Below are 17,322 nucleotides of genomic sequence, written 5' to 3' on the forward strand. Positions count from 1 at the left end.
CGAATCGCCAACCTGCGGGGCACGGTTCGGGTATAACGATGCAAAACCCGTTCCAGCGACGCTGTAGCCTTCTGACTATGACGAACGGTGAATCGACGCGAACCGAGCTGCGCGCGTCCGGCACAGTAGGTGTCGCGATGGTGACCCCCTTTACCGCCGAAGGCAAGCTCGACGTCGATGCCGGTGTCGCGCTGGCCGCCCGTCTGATCGACGGCGGCGTCGATCTGCTCGCGATCTCCGGAACCACCGGCGAGTCGCCCACCACCACCGAGTCCGAGAAGTTCGACCTGCTGCGCGCCGTCGTCGACGCCGTCGGCGACCGCGCCACCGTCATCGCGGGCACCGGCACTTACGACACCGCTCACAGCATCGAACTGTCCCGCAACGCGCAGCGCGCGGGCGCCCACGGTTTGCTGGTCGTGACTCCGTACTACTCGCGTCCCAACCAGGACGGCCTGTTCGCCCATTTCACCGCCATCGCGGACGCGACCGATCTGCCGGTCACCCTCTACGACATTCCGCCGCGCTCGGTGGTCCCCATCGCGACCGACACCATTCGCCGTCTCGCCGAGCACCCGAACATCGTCGCCGTCAAGGACGCCAAGGGCGATCTGGGCGCGGGCGCGGAGCTGATCGCCGAGACCGGGCTGGCCTTCTACTCCGGCGACGACGTGCTCAACCTGCCGTGGCTCTCGATCGGCGCGACCGGATTCATCAGTGTCATCGGGCATCTCGTGCCGGACCGCCTGCGCGCCCTGATCGATGCCTACCAGGCCGGGGACATCGCCCGGGCCCGTGAGATCAATGTCAGCATGGCCCCGCTGAACCGCGCCATGTCGCGTCTGGGCGGCGTCGCCATGACCAAGGGCGCGCTGCGCCTGCTCGGAGTCGAGACCGGAGAACCACGCTTGCCACAACTCATGCCGAACGGCGACCAGCTCGACGAGCTCGCCGTGGACCTGCGTGCCGCGGGGGTGATTGCGTGACCAGCCCCGCTCGCCGCCCCCGTCGCAGTGCCAGCCGCGCCGCCGGCGCCCCGGCTCCCGCACCCGCGCAGCCTACTCCCGCCGCGCCGCCCGCTGCCGCGCCCGAAACCGTGAGTTCGGCTGCCGCGCAGCCGGAACCGGCGTCGGCCGCCCCGGCCCGCGCGGAAGCCGAGCCCGCCCGCGAGCGCGCGGCCCGCGGCCGCTCCTCGGTCCGCGGCAAGGCCGCCCAGTCCAGACCGGCCGACGAGGCCCCCCGTTCCCGTCCGGACGAATCCCGTTCGCGCCAGGACGATTCCCGCAACCGCGGCGACCGCAACCGCCGCGGCGGCGGTGGCCGTTCCCGCCAGGGCGGCCGCGACCAGGCTCCGGCCCCGCGCGATCCGCACGCCATGGGCACCCCGCCGAAGGCCCCCAAGGGCGGCCTGCGGGTGTTCGCGCTCGGCGGTATCGGTGAGATCGGCCGCAACATGACCGTTTTCGAATACGACGGCAAGCTGCTGATCGTCGACTGCGGTGTGTTGTTCCCCGAGGACCAGCAGCCCGGCGTCGACCTGATCCTGCCCGACTTCGGTCCCATCGAGGACCGGATGGACGACATCGCCGCGGTGATCCTGACCCACGGTCACGAGGACCACATCGGCGCGGTGCCGTTCCTGCTGCGCCTGCGCCGCGACATCCCGGTGATCGGCGCCAAGTTCACTCTCGCGCTGGTGGCGGCCAAGTGCCGCGAGCATCGCTTGCAGCCCAACCTGATCGAGGTCAGCGAGGGCGAGCGCACCCAGCACGGCGCGTTCGAGTGCGAGTACTTCGCGGTCAATCACTCCATCCCCGACGCCATCGCGGTGGCGATCCGCACGCCCGCGGGCATCGCGCTGCACACCGGCGACATCAAGCTGGATCAGCTGCCGCTCGACGGCCGCCTCACCGACCTGGCCGGTTTCTCCCGCCTGGGCGACGAGGGTGTGGACCTGTTCCTGGTCGACTCCACCAATGCCGAGGTTCCGGGTTTCGTGACGCCCGAGCGTGAGATCGGCCCGGTGCTCGACAATGTGATCGGTAAGGCCAAGGGCCGGGTCATCGTGGCCTCCTTCGCCTCTCATGTGCACCGCATCCAGCAGGTGGTGGACGTGGCGCAGCGCTACGACCGCCGGGTCTGCTTTGTGGGCCGGTCCATGGTCCGCAATATGCAGATCGCTCAGGATCTCGGTTACCTGGAGATCCCGGACAACCTGGTGGTGGATCTGGATCAGGCCGCCAACCTGCCGGTGCACAAGCTGGTGCTGATCTCGACCGGTTCGCAGGGTGAGCCGCTGTCGGCGCTGTCGCGCATGGCGCGCGGCGACCACCGTCAGATCAATATCCGCGCCGACGACCTGGTGGTGCTGGCCTCCTCGCTGATCCCGGGCAACGAGAACGCGGTGTTCGCGGTGGTGAACGGCCTGGCTCGCCTGGGCGCGACGGTCGTCACCCAGCAGAACGCGAAGGTCCATGTCTCCGGCCACGCCTCGGCGGGCGAGCTGCTGTACCTGTACAACGCGGTCCGTCCGACCAACGCCATGCCCGTGCACGGTGAGTGGCGGCACCTGCGCGCCAACGGCGCCCTCGCGGTGGCGACCGGCGTCCCCGAGGAGCGGGTCATCCTGGCCGAGAACGGCGTCGTGGTCGACCTGGTCGACGGCATCGCCACGATCTCCGGCCGCGTCCCCGTCGGCCAGGTCTACGTCGACGGCCTCTCGGTCGGCGACGTCGGCGAGTCCACCCTCTCGGACCGTCTGGTCCTGGGTGAGGGCGGCTTCATCTCCATCAATGTCGCCGTCGACTCCGCGACCGGCAAGGCCGTCAGCACCCCCGAGGTCAGCGGCCGCGGCTTCTCCGACGACCCCGAGGCCCTCTCCGGCGCCCAGGAACTCGTCGAGAGCGAACTGCACCGCCTGGCCGTCGAGGGCGTCACCGACACCCACCGCATCGCCCAGTCCGTCCGCCGCGTCGTCGGCCGCTGGGTCGCCGAGAAGTACCGCCGCCGCCCCATGATCGTCCCCACGGTCATCGGCGTCTGACCCCAAAGGTCGAGCAGCGCAACAGAAATCGCCCCGACAGCAAGAAGCTGTCGGGGCGATTGCATTCTGCCGGCGAATGATCCGCCCTGGGCGACCAGCCGCAGCGCTGACGTGAGGCCCGCCGCTGGCGAAAGGCCCGCCGCTTGCCGTCAGCGCGAGGCCTGCCGCAGGCGAATTTGCCTGCCGCAGGCGGCAATCCCGCCGCAGGCGATTACCCCTGCCGGAGGCAGCACCCCGCCTGGGGCGGGAACCACAAGAGTTTTACTTGTCCTGGCAGGCGGCCGAGTCGAGCTTGGCGGCCTTGACGATGCTGCAGGCGTAGTTGTGGTCGATCTTCCAGTCGGTGCCGTCGGCGACGAAGGAGACGGTCGCGTTCTGGACCGGCTTGCCGTCGATGGTGACGTCGGCGTCGGCCTTGAGCTTGCCCTCGGCGGGGTCGCCCACGTTGGTGATCTTGATCTTGACGTTGTTGGCCTTGGCGGCGTCGACCAGCTTCTGGGCGAGCTGCGGGTCCAGCCCGGCGTTCTCGATCCAGTCGGTCTTGGTCTTGGAGTCGATCGACGGGTCGAACGCCTTGGTGACCTTGTCGTTCAGGTCCGCGACCGAGGGCTTGGGCAGGTCGGCCGCCGTGGTGGGGGCCGGGGCCGCGCCGGTGAGCTTGGCGTCGCCGCCGTCGGTGCTGCCGTCGAACTTGCCGGCGGGGGCGGCCGAGGTGGTGGCGGCGGCCTTGCTGGTGTCATCGGACTTGCTGCAGGCCACCAGGCCGAAGGCCGAGGTGGCCAGCATCAGCGCGGCGGTCGCGCGGAAAACGGTGTGCTTCAACGAAATTCTCCCCGTGATTTCAGAGCTGGTAACCGGTGGTGCAGTTCCAGTGAATGATGGTGGCGCCGCTCGAGTTCCGGTTGAGCGCCTGGTTCTTGGCGGCGATCCGCGAGGACGCGGCGCCGAAGGTGTAGTAGCCGTCGCGCGAGGAGTAGGCGACCGCGCCGCAGCCGTTCGAGAAGCGCGCGACGATCTTGCAGTCGTTGTAGGTGCACGAGCTCATGGCGGCGTTCTGCGCCGCGGGGCTGTCGGAATAGTCGTAGGAGTAGCCGATACGACCGGTCGACACCGACAGCGCGATGGCGCCGTAGTTGTAGTCCTGGTAGGCGTTGGCCGGAGCGGCGGTCCCAGCGAGCAGGGAACCGACGGCCGCGACCATCACGGCTGCGCCGCTGACGATCTTCTTCAAGGTGTTGCCCTTCTTGTGCTTTCGGGTCCACGACCCTATGGACCGAGGGATCAAGTTACCGATACGGAAGTGTTGACGCCAACCGGCATCTGTGGTTTGTGCGGCGGCAGCGCGTTGCGGGCCGCCTCCGGCTGTGTTGTCACATCCGGTGCCAGATCATGATCAGCGGCGGCGCTTATGGGAGACCGTGTGGTTTCCTTAACGCCCCGGTGCGAACCCGGACAACCCGGACTAAGGTCCCCCTTATGAATATGGCCCAACGTGAGCGCCAGGCCCTGGTTCAGGCGATGGCCGAAGCTGGCCCCGACGCGCCGACCCTGTGCGGGGAGTGGACGGCCCGGGATCTGGCCGCGCACTTGGTCGTTCGTGAGCGTCGCCCGGACGCCGCCCCCGGCATCCTGCTCAAGCCGTTCGCCCCGTATCTGGACAGCGTGCAGCGCAAGGTCACGGAACGCCCGTTCGCGCAGCTGCTCGACGAGGTGCGCTCCGGCCCGCCGTTCTACCTGCGCCCGGTCGACGCCCTGATGAACACCACCGAGATGTTCGTCCACCACGAGGACGTCCGCCGTGGCGCGCCCGGCTGGGAGCCCCGCACCCTGTCCGCGGCCGACGAGGACCGGCTGTGGAAGGTGCTGACGGGCTTGGCCCGCATGGCCTATCGCAAGTCGCCGATTACCGTCGCGCTGGCCACGCCGGACGGCCGCCGTACGGTGGCGCGGCAGGCCGGGGATCGTACGGTCGTGCTGGCCGGTCCGCCCTCGGAGCTGCTGCTGCACGCTTTCGGGCGCAACGCGGTCCGCCTGGAGGCGACCGGCGCGCCGGACGATGTCGAGTTGGTGCACGCGCTCGATCGCAGCGTCTAATCTGCCCCGAGGGGTGTGTGGCACCCCGCTGACCCGGTGGTTTCCCGCCTGATCGCGGCGTCGACGGTGGTTTTTCGTTGTGATCGCCACAGTTTCTGATTCGGGTGGGCCGGGTGTTGCGGATGGTCCGGGTGGTGCTGTTGCGGCTAGCCTGGGACGCATGGCAGGTAAGGCCCGCACCGGAACGTCACGTACGCGAGCGGGGGCCACGCGGGGGCAGACTCCCGCGCAGTCCCGCGCGCGCACCCAACGCACCCCGGCCAAGGGCCGCGGCACAACGGCACGCAAGGCTCCGGCTCGGCGTCCCGCACCCCGGCGAGCGCAGTCCAATACGGCCCCGCTGGCGGTGGTCCGGCGTGGTGTGACCAGCGGCTGGACCATGATGGCGCGGGGTCTGGGCGCGACGACGCGGGCGGTCAGCCGGGCGGGGGAGATCGAGCACGGCCACCGGCGTGACGGGATCGCGCTGGGCCTGGTGGCTTTCGCCTTCCTGATCGTGGCGGCGGTGTGGCTGTCGGCGGGTGGCCCGGTCGGGCACTGGGTCGATACCGCGGTGCGGGCGGTGTCCGGATCGGCTTCGGCGGCACTGCCGTTCGTGCTGGTGGCGATCGCGGTGATTCTGATGCGCACCGAGCCGCAGCCGGAGATCCGGCCGCGCTTGGTGCTGGGCGGGCTGATGGCGGGTCTGCCGATCCTGGGCTTGTGGCATCTGGCCGCGGGTTCCCCGTCGGACGCGCACGGTCGCGCACACGCCGCCGGTTTCGTCGGTTACGTGGTCGGCGGACCGCTCTCGGAGGGGCTGTCCGCGTTCCTGGCGGTGCCGCTGCTCATGCTGGCCATCGGTTTCGGCCTGCTGCTGTTGACCGGCACTCAGGTCCGGGATGTGCCCGAACGCCTGCGGGAGATCTTCGGCACCGGCGCGGGCGGCGACGAATACGACCGCTACTCCGATGACCCCTACGATCCGTCCAACTACGACGCGGACGGTTTCCCGCTGCACGCTCCCGAGGTGCGCAAGCGTCGTGGCCGCACCCCGTCGGAGAACTATCCGGCCGACGAGTTCGGCGGTTCGGACGCGGTCACCGAGATCCTCGGCGAGCCCCCGTTGCAGGACGCGAAGGAGATCGTCCAGCCGGGGGAGAAGCCGCGGCCCGCCCCGGCGAAGGCCAAGCCCCCCAAGCCCGTTCCCGCGGTGGTCGACCAGACTCCGCCGCCGCCGGAGCAGTTGGAGTTCGTCACCGACCGCGAGGTGGACGGCGATTACACACTGCCGTCGCTGTCCCTGTTGACCGACGGCGATCCGCCGAAGAAGCGCAGCGCGGCAAACGAATCCATGATCGAGGCCATCACCGAGGTGCTGGTCCAGTTCAAGATCGACGCCGCGGTCACCGGTTTCGTGCGCGGCCCGACGGTCACCCGCTACGAGGTGGAGCTGGGCCCGGGCGTGAAGGTCGAGAAGATCACCGCGCTGGCCCGCAACCTGGCCTACGCGGTGGCCACCGAGAACGTGCGCCTGCTGGCTCCGATCCCGGGCAAGTCGGCCGTCGGTATCGAGGTCCCCAATGCCGACCGCGAATTGGTGCGCCTGGCCGACGTATTGAAGGCTTCCAGCACCCGCAACGACCACCATCCGCTGGTGATCGGCTTGGGCAAGAACATCGAAGGCGAGTTCGTCACCGCGAATCTGGCCAAGATGCCGCACTTGCTGGTGGCGGGTTCCACCGGTTCCGGTAAGTCCAGTTTCGTCAACTCGATGCTGGTCTCGCTGCTGTGCCGCGCCACCCCTGAGGAGGTGCGCATGATCCTCATCGACCCCAAGATGGTGGAACTGACGCCCTACGAGGGCATTCCGCACCTGATCACGCCCATCATCACCCAGCCCAAGAAGGCGGCCGCCGCGCTGGCCTGGCTGGTGGAGGAGATGGAGCAGCGTTATCAGGACATGCAGGCCAGCAAGGTCCGCCACGTCGACGACTTCAACCGCAAGGTGAAGTCGGGTCAGATCACCACTCCGCTGGGCAGCGAAAGGGTGTATCGCCCTTACCCGTACATCCTGGCCATCGTCGACGAGCTCGCCGACCTCATGATGACCGCTCCCCGTGACGTCGAGGACGCCATCGTCCGCATCACCCAGAAGGCCCGTGCCGCGGGCATTCACCTGGTGCTGGCGACCCAGCGCCCGTCGGTGGACGTGGTGACAGGTCTGATCAAGACGAACGTCCCCTCCCGCCTGGCCTTCGCCACGTCCTCGCTGACCGACTCCCGAGTCATCCTCGATCAGCCCGGCGCGGAGAAGCTGATCGGTATGGGTGACGGCCTGTTCCTCCCCATGGGCGCGAGTAAACCGACTCGTCTCCAGGGCGCTTTCATCTCCGACGAGGAGATCGCCGGCGTCGTCGATTTCGCCAAGACCCAGGCCGAGCCCGACTACCAGGAGGGTGTCACCGCCGCCAAGGCCGGCGAGAAGAAGGACGTCGACCCCGATATCGGCGACGATCTCGACCTTCTCCTGCAAGCCATCGAACTGGTGGTCACCTCCCAGTTCGGCTCGACGTCCATGCTCCAGCGCAAGCTCCGCGTCGGCTTCGCCAAGGCGGGCCGCCTCATGGACCTGATGGAAACCAGGGGAGTGGTCGGCCCGTCGGAAGGCTCCAAGGCCCGCGATGTTCTCATCAAGCCCGACGAACTCGACGGCCTGCTCTGGTCCATCCGGGGCGGCGGCGGCGAACCTGCCGCGGATGACGCTGAGCCCGAGTAGTTTTGAGCGGTCCGCTCCGTATTGAAGCTCCCCCGTGGTGCCCCTAATCTGAATCGTGTGGCACGCGGGGGAGTTTCATGGGGCCGGAGCTGGAAGCGGCGGTGGCGCAGGCCGGAACCGCGCTGGATCGCCGGATTGGGCGTCGGTGTCGCGACTGTCCTGCTGCTGGCGGTGCTGTCCCGCGGAATGCCGGACTATTGGCGCAATTTCGAGTTGAACACCGCGGCCGACCTGATCGGCGCGGTGTTCACGATCTTCCTGCTGACCCCGATCATCCAGCGGGTCGGCGAATCCCGGGTGCGTGAGCATCGCGAACTCGACTATCGGCGCTTCTTGGACCGCGCGCACCGCAGTATGAACGCCATCCGGATCGTCGACACCTTCTCGAATATGCTGGTCGAGCCGCATTCGGATCGTTTCGGGCAGATCACCCGGGATGCGTTGGCGCGCGGCGTGTCCGTGCGGGTGCTGCTGATCAACCCGTCCACGCTCGCGGCCGAGCAGCGTGACCGGGAACTCGGTGCGGCCGAGGACCTGCAGCGGCAGTTGGCGCTCAATCTGATCTCCCTGCGCGCCCTGCAACGGGATATCGGCGAGCTGGAGCGCGCGCACCCGGGTCACGGTCCCGGCGCGGACTTCCAGGTGCGGCTCTATTCGTCGGGTCCCGATGTGACGATGTATCGCGCCGACGACCGGTGCCTGATCTCGTTCTATACGATCGACGGCCTCTCCGGCGACTCTCGCCAGCTGGAGGTGTCGGTGCATTCCCCGCTCGGCAAGTTCGTCAACGACCGATTCCACGCCGTGTGGGGCCGGTCGGTTCCGCTGGAACACCTGATCGACGTGACACTGTCCGACGGAACCGGTGACCGGCGCAGGTCCTTGGTGAAATCGATTGTGGTGGACGATATTCGCTATCTGCAGGGTGCTCGCACGGATCGCTTCCTGGGCCGGGTCGGGACCGATCCGATCCGGGCGCGGCTCGACGACGGCAGCGACTACGAACTGTTCCGGGTCGTCGACACCGGGCTGATCGATCGGCTCACCGTGGTGGCGGGCCGAATCTTCCGTGACTCGTCCGACGGCGACTTCCTGTGTCTGCGCCCGGTGGCATCGCCCGGGCAACCTCGCGGGGCCGAGGCCGCCGCGGATCATTAGGATCGGTGCTCGGTCGCTCGACATCCGTCGGGCCGTGCTGGAGGCATCGGATGTCGCTGGGCACCAGGGGGTATGGGTTTCGCGCGATCGGCGCTCGGGAGTTGCCGAGTATCGCCGCCCGCGCCGGGCTCGACGCCGCGCAGGCGCGGGATCTGGCGGCGGTGGCCGCGGTGCTGCCGTTCCGGACGAATCGCTATGTCCTGGACGAACTCATCGACTGGACGCGCGCTCCTGACGACCCGATCTTCCGGCTGACCATGCCGCATCCGCGGATGCTCGCCGACGACGACCGGGCCGAGATCGCGACCCTGCTCGCGCACGACGCCTCCGCCGCCGACATCCGCCACACCGCCACCCGCATCCGCAAGGCGATGAACCCACATCCGGAGGGCCAGCGCACCCTCAATCGCCCCGCGGCCGAGGGGGAGTCGTTCGACGGCTTGCAGCACAAATACCGCAACACGGTGCTGTACTTCCCGCGCAACGGTCAAACCTGTCACGCCTACTGCGCGTACTGCTTCCGTTGGGCGCAGTTCGTCGGCGAGCCGGACCTGCGCATGGCCGCCGCGGGTCCCGAAGTGCTGATCCGCTACCTGGACCGCCATCCCGAGGTCAGCGATGTCCTGGTCACCGGCGGTGATCCGATGATCATGAGCGCGGACGTCCTGGCCCGGCACCTGGAGCCGCTGCTGGACCCGCGCCTGGAACGGATCACCTCGATCCGGATCGGCACCAAGGCGCTGGCCTTCTGGCCGCACCGCTTCGTCACCGACCCCGACGCCGATCAACTGCTGAAGCTGCTGACCCGGATCACCGAGTCCGGCCGCCACCTGGCGATCATGGCCCACGTCTCGCACTCCCGGGAACTGGAGACCGACGTGGTCCGCCACGCGATCCGCCGATTACAGGCCACCGGCGCCGTGATCCGCTGCCAATCCCCGATCGTCCGCACCGTCAACGACAGCGCCGACGACTGGATCACCCTGTGGCGAAACGAGGTCCGACTCGGCATGATCCCGTACTACATGTTCGTCGAACGCGACACCGGCCCCCGTGACCACTTCGCGGTACCCCTGGCCGCCGCGACCGCCATCTTCACCGACGCCTACCGCGCGGTCCCCGGCCTGGCCCGCACGGTCCGCGGCCCGGTCATGTCGGCAACCCCCGGCAAGGTCGTCGTCGACGGCGTGGCCACGATCGCCGACCGTCAAGTCTTCGCTCTGCGCCTCCTCCAAGCCCGCGACGAATCCCTGGTAGGCACACCGTTCTTCGCGAACTACAGCGACACAGCCCGCTGGCTGGACGACCTCACCCCAGCCTTCGCCCCCCGATTCCCCTACGAGCAACCGTGAATATCGAACCTCCCGGCCGCCACGGCCCCGATAAACGCATCCCACTGCCCAGCGGTGAAAACATGCGCCGCCCCACCGGGATCCTTGGAATCGCGAACCCCGATCCCACCCCCGGCCAAGAACGCGGCTTCGACGCACTCCTTGCCGCCGCCGCTCTTGCTGCTCTTGAACCAGAGTGCCTCGCGTAGTTCGTCGTTCACTGAAACTCCTTTGCTGCCTCGCGCACCAGTCGCCTGCTGCTCGTTTCGTCCAGCGCTACTCGCTGGAGAGTCTTGAACGCGGATGCGTAGCTGTCGACGATGTCGGACTTCTCCGTGTACATGTCGGTCGAGAACCCCTCTCCGTACACCGTCGGCGGCTCGGCCGGATCACCGCGGTTGTCGAGTTTCGCCTCGAGGATCACGAACGGACCGGTCTGACGCCCAGTCGGCATTCCAGCAGAGAACGGAAGGACCCGAAGCGAAACATTCGGCCTCGTACTGGCTGTGGCGAGGTACTCGAGCTGGTTGGCCATAACTTTCGGCCCTCCGATGACTCGGCGCAACACAGTTTCACCGAGGATGACGTTGAACTGAATCGGGTTGACGTCGCGGGTGATCGCGCGCTGCCGCCGGGCCTTCAGTTCCAATCTGCCCGCGAGCTTGTCTTCGTCGTCCTCTGGGTAGGCGTCACTGGTCAGGACCCTTGCGTAGGGGCGAGTCTGGAGCAGGCCCGGTACCAGGTCCGGCTGGAACGACGTCAGGATCCGGGCGTTGTACTCCATGTCGACATACAACCGAAAGTCTTCGGGGATAACCGAACCGAACTCGTGGTACCAGCTCTTGACCGCCGCCTGCTGCGCCATGGCCCGTAGCGTGACCGCCCACTGATCATCGACTTCGTACAGACTGATCAGCTTGTCCAGATCGTGTATCCGGATCTTGGCAGTCTCCCCGACCTCGATCCGCTGCAGCGTGCTGGTGCCCCACTCCATCACCTTCGCCGCCTGAGTCAGCGTCAGCTTCGCCGCCTCCCGCGCTTCGCGCAGGTATCGACCCAGCTGGCGGCGCGTGAGGGTACTCGTGTTCTCGGCCATGAGTTTTCCCGTTCTGATGCGGTTGCAGTTCCCAGAGTTCACGGGCCTCGATTTCAGGATCGGGAAAATCGTCCCAGCGACTCCGGGAACCGCGCTGGGGAAACAGGAAACTCGATCTGGTTTTTCAGTTTTCAGTTTTCACCCCGCTGGAACGCGCGTGAACTGGGTTGACCACGACGATCAGTCGAGAGGACGTCAGATGGTCACCCACCCGCACACCACCGAAGTCCGGGTCCGAGACGGCTGCGAGAACGCCCGCATCTGGCCGGTCACCCGCCAACGCGCCGAAGGGATTCTGGCAATCCACGCCACCTGTGACCCGCCGTGCCCGCGCGTGGAGAGCGCCCGCAGCTATCTCGAAGGAGGTCAGGCGCCATGCCCGCGCACGTGACAGGCGAGACCCCGCTCGACCGTCAGCTGTGGCTGTACCGCGAACTCTACGGCCTGCCCTGCCGGATAACCGGCTCTCGAATCACCCTGTCCACCACCGACATCACCGCGATCAGCACCCCGTCCACCCTCGCCGCCGCGATCGACGACGAGCTGTTCTGGACCAAGCGAACCACCCCCATCCTCGACGAACACCCCGGCGCCGGCACCCTGATCCTCCTGGCCGCCCCCACCCACCTCGACATCACCCTCCCCGCCAACGATTTCCGCACCCGCGCCCACTGCGAATTCCTCCCGCCAGGAAGGGACCTCGCCCTCCCCACCCCTCGCCGTCCCGGCGGAACCGAGCCTCTCTGGTTCCGATACCCCCAGTGGGAAACCCTCCAGCCCCTCAGCACAGTCCTCCGAGCCCTCCGAATCGCCCTCCGCGAATCGCCCCGCACGTACCCGTCCTAGCCCGGGAGGCTCCCATGTTCACCGAAATCGCGACCACTGCACTAACGTTCATCGTTCTGTCCCTCTGCTTCTCCGGCCCCGTCCGGCGCCATTTCCTCCACCGCCCTCCTCCGAACCCCCACTCGGTCGCCGCGATCCGAGCCCGCCTCGAAGGCGAGAAGCGCGTAGCTGCAGCTTCGAGACGCGAGGCGGCCCGGCTCTCCGCCGCATCCGCTTGACCCCGGTTAGTCATAGCCCTCGGAATTCGAGCGGGATGGTTCAGGGGCGCGTCAGACGACATTTGTGTGCAGTGGCTTCGTCTGCGGCGTAACGCAGGGAGGGGCGAGTTCAGTTGGGGTCGTACATCATTCGGATCGACCATATTCTCGGATCAAGAAGGCCTCTAGATGCGTTGGTCTTCCTCACGAGTCGTAGCCAACGCTATGGCTCGGTCGAATGTTTCGCTGAGTACCGCGCGCCGTTGCGTCTTGAAGTCATCGTCGGGGCCGAGGTCGTCGATATTCTCGTCCCACGCCCGCAGATACCGTTCGCGCCACTCACCGAGCACCGCCACCGAGGGGAAGCTCGCACCGACTCGCGCGGGTTCGACAATCCCGATGAGGATCTCCAGCCAGGCGGGAACCATGTCCCCGCCCCACTCATCGGGCTCCAATGCCGTGTCGTCGGAGGGATCCTGGAATTGCTCGGCGATATTGCCGATGATGTGGTCGGTCAGCTCCCCGAGCCCGTCCGCGGCGGTATCGCTGTCGAAATTCCCCGGACCCCAGACACCCATGACAACCTCTCCGCCCGAATACTTTTGGCGAGCCCAGCCTAGCAACATCCCCATGCCCCGAAGCACGTCGATTCTGGCGTGTAGAGAAGGATTCTCGTCCCGCGCCGGCGGCTCGCCCGCCAATGCTGGTCGCGCTGACCTGACCGGCTGGCGTGACGCAGCCGCCAGATCAGCCGGTCGTGCTGGTTCGATGTCGGTACAACATCGAATCGAAGGAGTCGAATGCGTATCGGGGTATCGGGACCGCATGGAACCGGCAAGACGACACTGGTTCACGAACTGTGTTCCCGCTTCGACGAACTCACGCCGATCGAGGAACCGTATGTCCTCCTCGAGGAAGAGGGCTACGACTTCGAATACCCGCCTTCGCGCGCCGACTATCGAGCCCAGCTGACCCGTTCGATCCAACTGCTGAACAGCGAGCCGGCCGGATCCGTCTTCGACCGAACCCCTGTGGACTTCCTGGCCTATCTCTCGGCGACCGGCCTCGACATCGAGTCCGCCGTTAGTACCTCTGCGATCCACAATGCCTTGGCCACACTGGATCTCCTGGTCCTGGTGCCCATAACCCCCGAAACCGAACGACTCCTGCCCCCGCCGGAGATGCTCGGTCTGCGCCGCACGGTCAACGACACGCTCCTGGAGCTGGCCTACGCCGACCCGCTGCACCTCCTCGCCGACATTCCGGTGATCGAGTTGAGCGGCCCCCTGGCGGATCGAGTCGAAACAATCGGCGCCATGATCCGGTAGCCCAGGTCGCGCGACTCGATGGTGGCGCGGCAACTCCGTTGGCCCACAGCGAAACGCGAAACGTCTGGCTGTGGTCTCAATGGGATAGCGCAACAATGGGTTAGGCCCAGTGTTGTGATGACCGCTCGAGACCGCACCAAGTTTGGCGTGTCCTACCCCATCTGGGCGTGTCAGGGTTTGCTGGTCCGGGCATGGGTCGTCAGGCCGGGCAGGACGAGGGTGAGCCATCGAGCGCGGGTGGTATGTGGTTGGCCGGTCGGGGCGGCGGAGAACAGTAGATAGATGTCGCCGACCGTCACGTCGGGGTGAATGTCGCCCGCTGCCTGGCCTGCTTCGATGAGAGTTGCCAGCGCGGTGGTGGCGCGGTCTTCCTCAGCCTTGGCGGCGGGGTCCGCGCCCAGGGCTTGTGCGGCGGCTTTGGCGGCTTGGTTGGTGGCGGTCAACTCGACGACTCCAGCCAGGAATCCGGTGATCTCATCCAGTGCGCGCGCTCCGGATTCCACACGCGCACAAGCGGCCTCTGCGTCATCGGCGACATGGGTGACGTACTCGATGACCACGGCCGCGACCAGATCGGTCTTCGTCGGGAAGTGCCGGTACAAAGTGCCGACGGCGACCCCTGCCGCCGCGGCGATCTGGTCCATGCCCGCTTCGGTGCCGTGAGCGGTGATCTGTTCGCGGGCCGCGGACAGGATCTTGGTCCGGTTGCGGACCGCGTCGGAGCGTGGGGTTCTCGGCTGGGTCATGAAATGTCTCTCACCGTGGTCGATCGGTACTTGCCAATAACGTGAACCGAGGTTCATCATAGAACATGAACCACAGTTCATCTTACTGTTGGGAGGCAGCATGACCACCAAGACCGCTCTCGTCACCGGAGCCTCTTCCGGCATCGGCGAAGCTACCGCTCGCACACTGGCCGACCTCGGCTTCACCGTCTACGGCGCGGCCCGGCGCGTCGACCGCCTGCGGAAACTCGCCGACCACGCCATCCGCCCGCTGGCCATGGACGTCACCGACGACGCGTCGATGACCGCGGGTATCGCACGGATCATCGGCGAGACCGGGCGTATCGACGTGTTGGTCAACAACGCCGGGTACGGCTCCTACGGCGCCATCGAGGACGTGCCTCTCGATGAGGCCCGCTATCAGTTCGAGGTCAACGTCTTCGGCGCGGCGCGGCTGGCACAGCTGGTGTTGCCACACATGCGCGAACAGCGTTCCGGCACGATCGTGAACATCACCTCCATGGGAGGCAAGATCTACACCCCGCTCGGTGGCTGGTACCACGGCACCAAGTTCGCCCTCGAAGGACTCAGCGACTGCCTGCGCCTGGAAGCACGGCCATTCGGGGTGAACGTCGTGGTGATCGAGCCCGGCGGCATCGCCACCGAATGGGGCGGTATCGCCGCCAATAACCTGCGCAAGGTCTCCGGCGACACCGCGTACGCCTCCCAAGCCCAGGCCGTAGCCACCTTATTGAGTTCGGAAGCCAACGCCAGGCGCAACTCTCCGCCCCAGGTGATCGCCGACGCGATCGGCAAGGCCGTCACTGCCCGCCGCCCCAAGACCCGCTACACCGTCGGCTTCGGCGCCCGCCCGCTGATCTTCGCGAAATGGCTTCTGCCCGACCGCGCCTTCGACGCGATCATCAAACGCGCCACCGGAATCCGCAACTGACCGTGGATGTGCCATCTCATGAGGGTTGTTGCGAGCGCGCGGGCTCGTCACAGCAGGTTGCACCGGCGTCAATGACAACGCCGCATGCTCGACTTCGCTTCGGCCAGGCCATGAGTTCGCCAGTAGATTGCTCCGGTGCCTGGCGGTATCGTGAATTCGAGCCTCCGCCGTTGGATGGGAGAGCACCGTGAGCGACGATCCGGCCCGCAAGAAATTCTCCGAGCTCAAGGAGCGCGCCGGACAGCGCCTGGTGACCGGACCACGGCGTTTCCTCATCCCCGACGCCGACCTCGACGAGTTCTGGGCCACGCTGGAGCCCGCGACCGTCGACTTCATGATCGGTGAATGGGAGGGTGGCGAGTTCGACACCGGCCATCGCGAAAACGGAACGCTGGCCCAGATCAACTGGTTCGGCAAGACCTTCAATTCGGCCACCGACGTGCAGCCTCTGATCTGTGTCGACGCCGACGGCAACAAGTATTCGAACACCGAGAACGGCGAAGGCAGCCTCTGGATGGAGGAGTTCCGTGGCGAGGTCACCGCGACGATGGTCTTCGACGCGCAGCCCGTTCACGACCATTTCAAGAAGATCGACGACGACGCCGTAATGGGCATCATGGACGGCAAGAACGCCCTCGACAACGGCCGGTACGCATATTTCTATCTCGAGCGGCTCTAGGTACTTATCCCATAAGTTTGGAGCCACCGGCCTGGCCGGCACCGTACGGTCCATGCCACACCTCAGCAACGCACCATAATGCCGCATATCGCGCCGACCGAACCGGCCAGCGCAGGGCGCTGACGGCCGGATCCCGGTGCGGTGCAGAACGTCAGCGCGAATCATCCGAAGATCAACTGGGACATGCCGATCCAAGGCCGACGGAACATCCACCACTGTCGGATTCCGAGTGGCACATGGTGGAGGTGAAACCCGACAAAACCCCTCCAGGATGTGCCACTCGGCGACGACGTTCGAATACCCTGTCACGCCGCATACCCGCTGACCGAACCGGCCGGCGCCAGCATCGGAAAATCAACTGGCCGTGTGGATCCGAGGCGGGTGGAACATCCGCGACTAACCGATGAGCGGGCCGGCCCAACGACCCTGGGTACTCGGAGATCGACGTGTCAGCGGGCGGTCTACCGATAAGGGTTGCTAGCCATCATGGTCCGACACGAACACCCGCTACAACGGGCGCAACACCTCACATTCCGCGCAACGTCGGTACTCACGCCAAACAGGATCCGACCAGGGCAAACCCGGAACGATGAACCTTGTGGTCGCTCCGCAAACGGGGACGCGCTCGGGCGGTTCCGCAGCATGCGCGAGCGGCTCGCCCTCCCTGACGAATCGCACACCGGCATAGGGGTTGTCCGGGTCATCGCTGCCGTCGTCAACCGCCCGATAGATAACCGAGTAGACCGCCTCGAACTCCACACACCGATCCTATTCGCGAACCCGCCTGCTCACCCGAAGCCCGGTTCTGCCACATTGGGCAATCATTGGCCGGCCCGGATCCGAACGCGGAGCGCTGCAACAACTTTCTCTTGTCGAGTTACCGCAGATTGCAGTCAATATTAGCTATGCATTTGCTATCGCCGTGTGTAATGTCGCTAACGCCAACTACATCAGGTAGGCAACCGGCGTTGCGGGGGTGAACTTCTCTCCCTTGCTTCCCTCGCAACGCACAGCTGTAGCCACCTCCCCCTCTGGGCTTCCAACACATAAGGCCTGAAGCTCTGGGGAGGTGGCTACACGCATGGAGGGACCCCGATGTAATCGCCTAAAAGCCA

General features: G+C 66.6%; 17 protein-coding genes. 11 read left to right on the forward strand and 6 right to left on the reverse strand.

Translation table 11 applies throughout. From position 1 onward, the window contains the following. The first annotated feature begins 77 nt into the window (after positions 1-77). The gene (dapA, locus tag ACFRAQ_RS08730) at positions 78-986 is read left to right on the forward strand and encodes a 4-hydroxy-tetrahydrodipicolinate synthase (RefSeq protein WP_379096222.1); all 909 of its coding nucleotides are present in this window, start codon (positions 78-80) and stop codon (positions 984-986) included. After that, positions 983-3,043 (forward strand): ribonuclease J, encoded by a 2,061-nt coding sequence (locus ACFRAQ_RS08735; RefSeq protein WP_379096225.1) that lies wholly within the window; start codon positions 983-985, stop codon positions 3,041-3,043. Before dapA ends, ACFRAQ_RS08735 begins: the two co-directional genes overlap by 4 nt. A gap of 261 nt (positions 3,044-3,304) precedes the next feature. On the opposite strand, the gene ACFRAQ_RS08740 is transcribed toward ACFRAQ_RS08735, so the two are convergent. After that, on the reverse strand, positions 3,305-3,865 hold the full coding sequence (locus ACFRAQ_RS08740) for a hypothetical protein (protein WP_379096227.1): 561 nt from the start codon (positions 3,863-3,865) through the stop codon (positions 3,305-3,307). Between the two features lie 19 nt (positions 3,866-3,884). After that, entirely contained in the window at positions 3,885-4,274 is a 390-nt protein-coding gene (locus ACFRAQ_RS08745; RefSeq protein ID WP_379096230.1) for a DUF4189 domain-containing protein, read from the reverse strand. Between the two features lie 245 nt (positions 4,275-4,519). Here ACFRAQ_RS08745 and ACFRAQ_RS08750 point away from each other — a divergent pair, with 245 nt between their 5' ends. The 4 genes from ACFRAQ_RS08750 (at position 4,520) to ACFRAQ_RS08765 (ending at position 10,405) form a co-directional block, all read left to right on the forward strand. Beyond that, on the forward strand, positions 4,520-5,137 hold the full coding sequence (locus tag ACFRAQ_RS08750; protein WP_379096233.1) for a TIGR03085 family metal-binding protein: 618 nt from the start codon (positions 4,520-4,522) through the stop codon (positions 5,135-5,137). 160 nt (positions 5,138-5,297) lie between these two features. Further along, a complete protein-coding gene (locus ACFRAQ_RS08755; protein ID WP_379096236.1) occupies positions 5,298-7,895 on the forward strand; it encodes a DNA translocase FtsK 4TM domain-containing protein in 2,598 nt (865 codons plus the stop codon). Between the two features lie 21 nt (positions 7,896-7,916). Then, complete coding sequence (locus tag ACFRAQ_RS08760; RefSeq protein WP_379096239.1) at positions 7,917-9,053, forward strand: DUF5919 domain-containing protein; 1,137 nt, start codon at positions 7,917-7,919, stop codon at positions 9,051-9,053. 50 nt (positions 9,054-9,103) lie between these two features. Beyond that, positions 9,104-10,405 (forward strand): KamA family radical SAM protein, encoded by a 1,302-nt coding sequence (locus tag ACFRAQ_RS08765; protein WP_379096244.1) that lies wholly within the window; start codon positions 9,104-9,106, stop codon positions 10,403-10,405. On the opposite strand, the gene ACFRAQ_RS08770 is transcribed toward ACFRAQ_RS08765, so the two are convergent. Next, on the reverse strand, positions 10,390-10,605 hold the full coding sequence (locus ACFRAQ_RS08770; protein ID WP_379096247.1) for a DUF397 domain-containing protein: 216 nt from the start codon (positions 10,603-10,605) through the stop codon (positions 10,390-10,392). The two genes, ACFRAQ_RS08765 and ACFRAQ_RS08770, sit on opposite strands and share 16 nt — an antisense overlap. Further along, entirely contained in the window at positions 10,602-11,480 is an 879-nt protein-coding gene (locus ACFRAQ_RS08775) for a helix-turn-helix domain-containing protein (RefSeq protein WP_379096250.1), read from the reverse strand. Before ACFRAQ_RS08775 ends, ACFRAQ_RS08770 begins: the two co-directional genes overlap by 4 nt. Between ACFRAQ_RS08775 and ACFRAQ_RS08780 the strand changes: the two genes are divergently transcribed. After that, entirely contained in the window at positions 11,479-11,871 is a 393-nt protein-coding gene (locus tag ACFRAQ_RS08780) for a hypothetical protein (protein ID WP_379096253.1), read from the forward strand. The two genes, ACFRAQ_RS08775 and ACFRAQ_RS08780, sit on opposite strands and share 2 nt — an antisense overlap. Further along, complete coding sequence (locus tag ACFRAQ_RS08785; RefSeq protein WP_379096256.1) at positions 11,856-12,326, forward strand: hypothetical protein; 471 nt, start codon at positions 11,856-11,858, stop codon at positions 12,324-12,326. Before ACFRAQ_RS08780 ends, ACFRAQ_RS08785 begins: the two co-directional genes overlap by 16 nt. A 382-nt stretch (positions 12,327-12,708) precedes the next feature. Here ACFRAQ_RS08785 and ACFRAQ_RS08790 read toward each other — a convergent pair whose 3' ends face one another. Then, on the reverse strand, positions 12,709-13,101 hold the full coding sequence (locus ACFRAQ_RS08790) for a DUF4259 domain-containing protein (protein WP_379096259.1): 393 nt from the start codon (positions 13,099-13,101) through the stop codon (positions 12,709-12,711). Between the two features lie 222 nt (positions 13,102-13,323). On the opposite strand from ACFRAQ_RS08790, the gene ACFRAQ_RS08795 reads away from it, so the two are divergent. Then, complete coding sequence (locus tag ACFRAQ_RS08795; protein ID WP_379096261.1) at positions 13,324-13,851, forward strand: AAA family ATPase; 528 nt, start codon at positions 13,324-13,326, stop codon at positions 13,849-13,851. A gap of 170 nt (positions 13,852-14,021) precedes the next feature. On the opposite strand, the gene ACFRAQ_RS08800 is transcribed toward ACFRAQ_RS08795, so the two are convergent. After that, positions 14,022-14,597, reverse strand: a complete 576-nt coding sequence (locus ACFRAQ_RS08800) for a TetR/AcrR family transcriptional regulator (protein WP_379096264.1) — start codon at positions 14,595-14,597, stop codon at positions 14,022-14,024. A 100-nt stretch (positions 14,598-14,697) separates the two neighbouring features. On the opposite strand from ACFRAQ_RS08800, the gene ACFRAQ_RS08805 reads away from it, so the two are divergent. Further along, positions 14,698-15,528, forward strand: coding sequence for an oxidoreductase (locus ACFRAQ_RS08805; RefSeq protein ID WP_379096267.1), 831 nt, complete (start codon positions 14,698-14,700; stop codon positions 15,526-15,528). A gap of 187 nt (positions 15,529-15,715) precedes the next feature. After that, positions 15,716-16,207, forward strand: coding sequence for a DUF4334 domain-containing protein (locus ACFRAQ_RS08810; protein ID WP_379096270.1), 492 nt, complete (start codon positions 15,716-15,718; stop codon positions 16,205-16,207). The last annotated feature ends 1,115 nt before the right edge of the window (positions 16,208-17,322 follow it).

The organism is Nocardia sp. NPDC056611, assembly GCF_042792755.1.
Taxonomy (GTDB): Bacteria; Actinomycetota; Actinomycetes; order Mycobacteriales; family Mycobacteriaceae; genus Nocardia.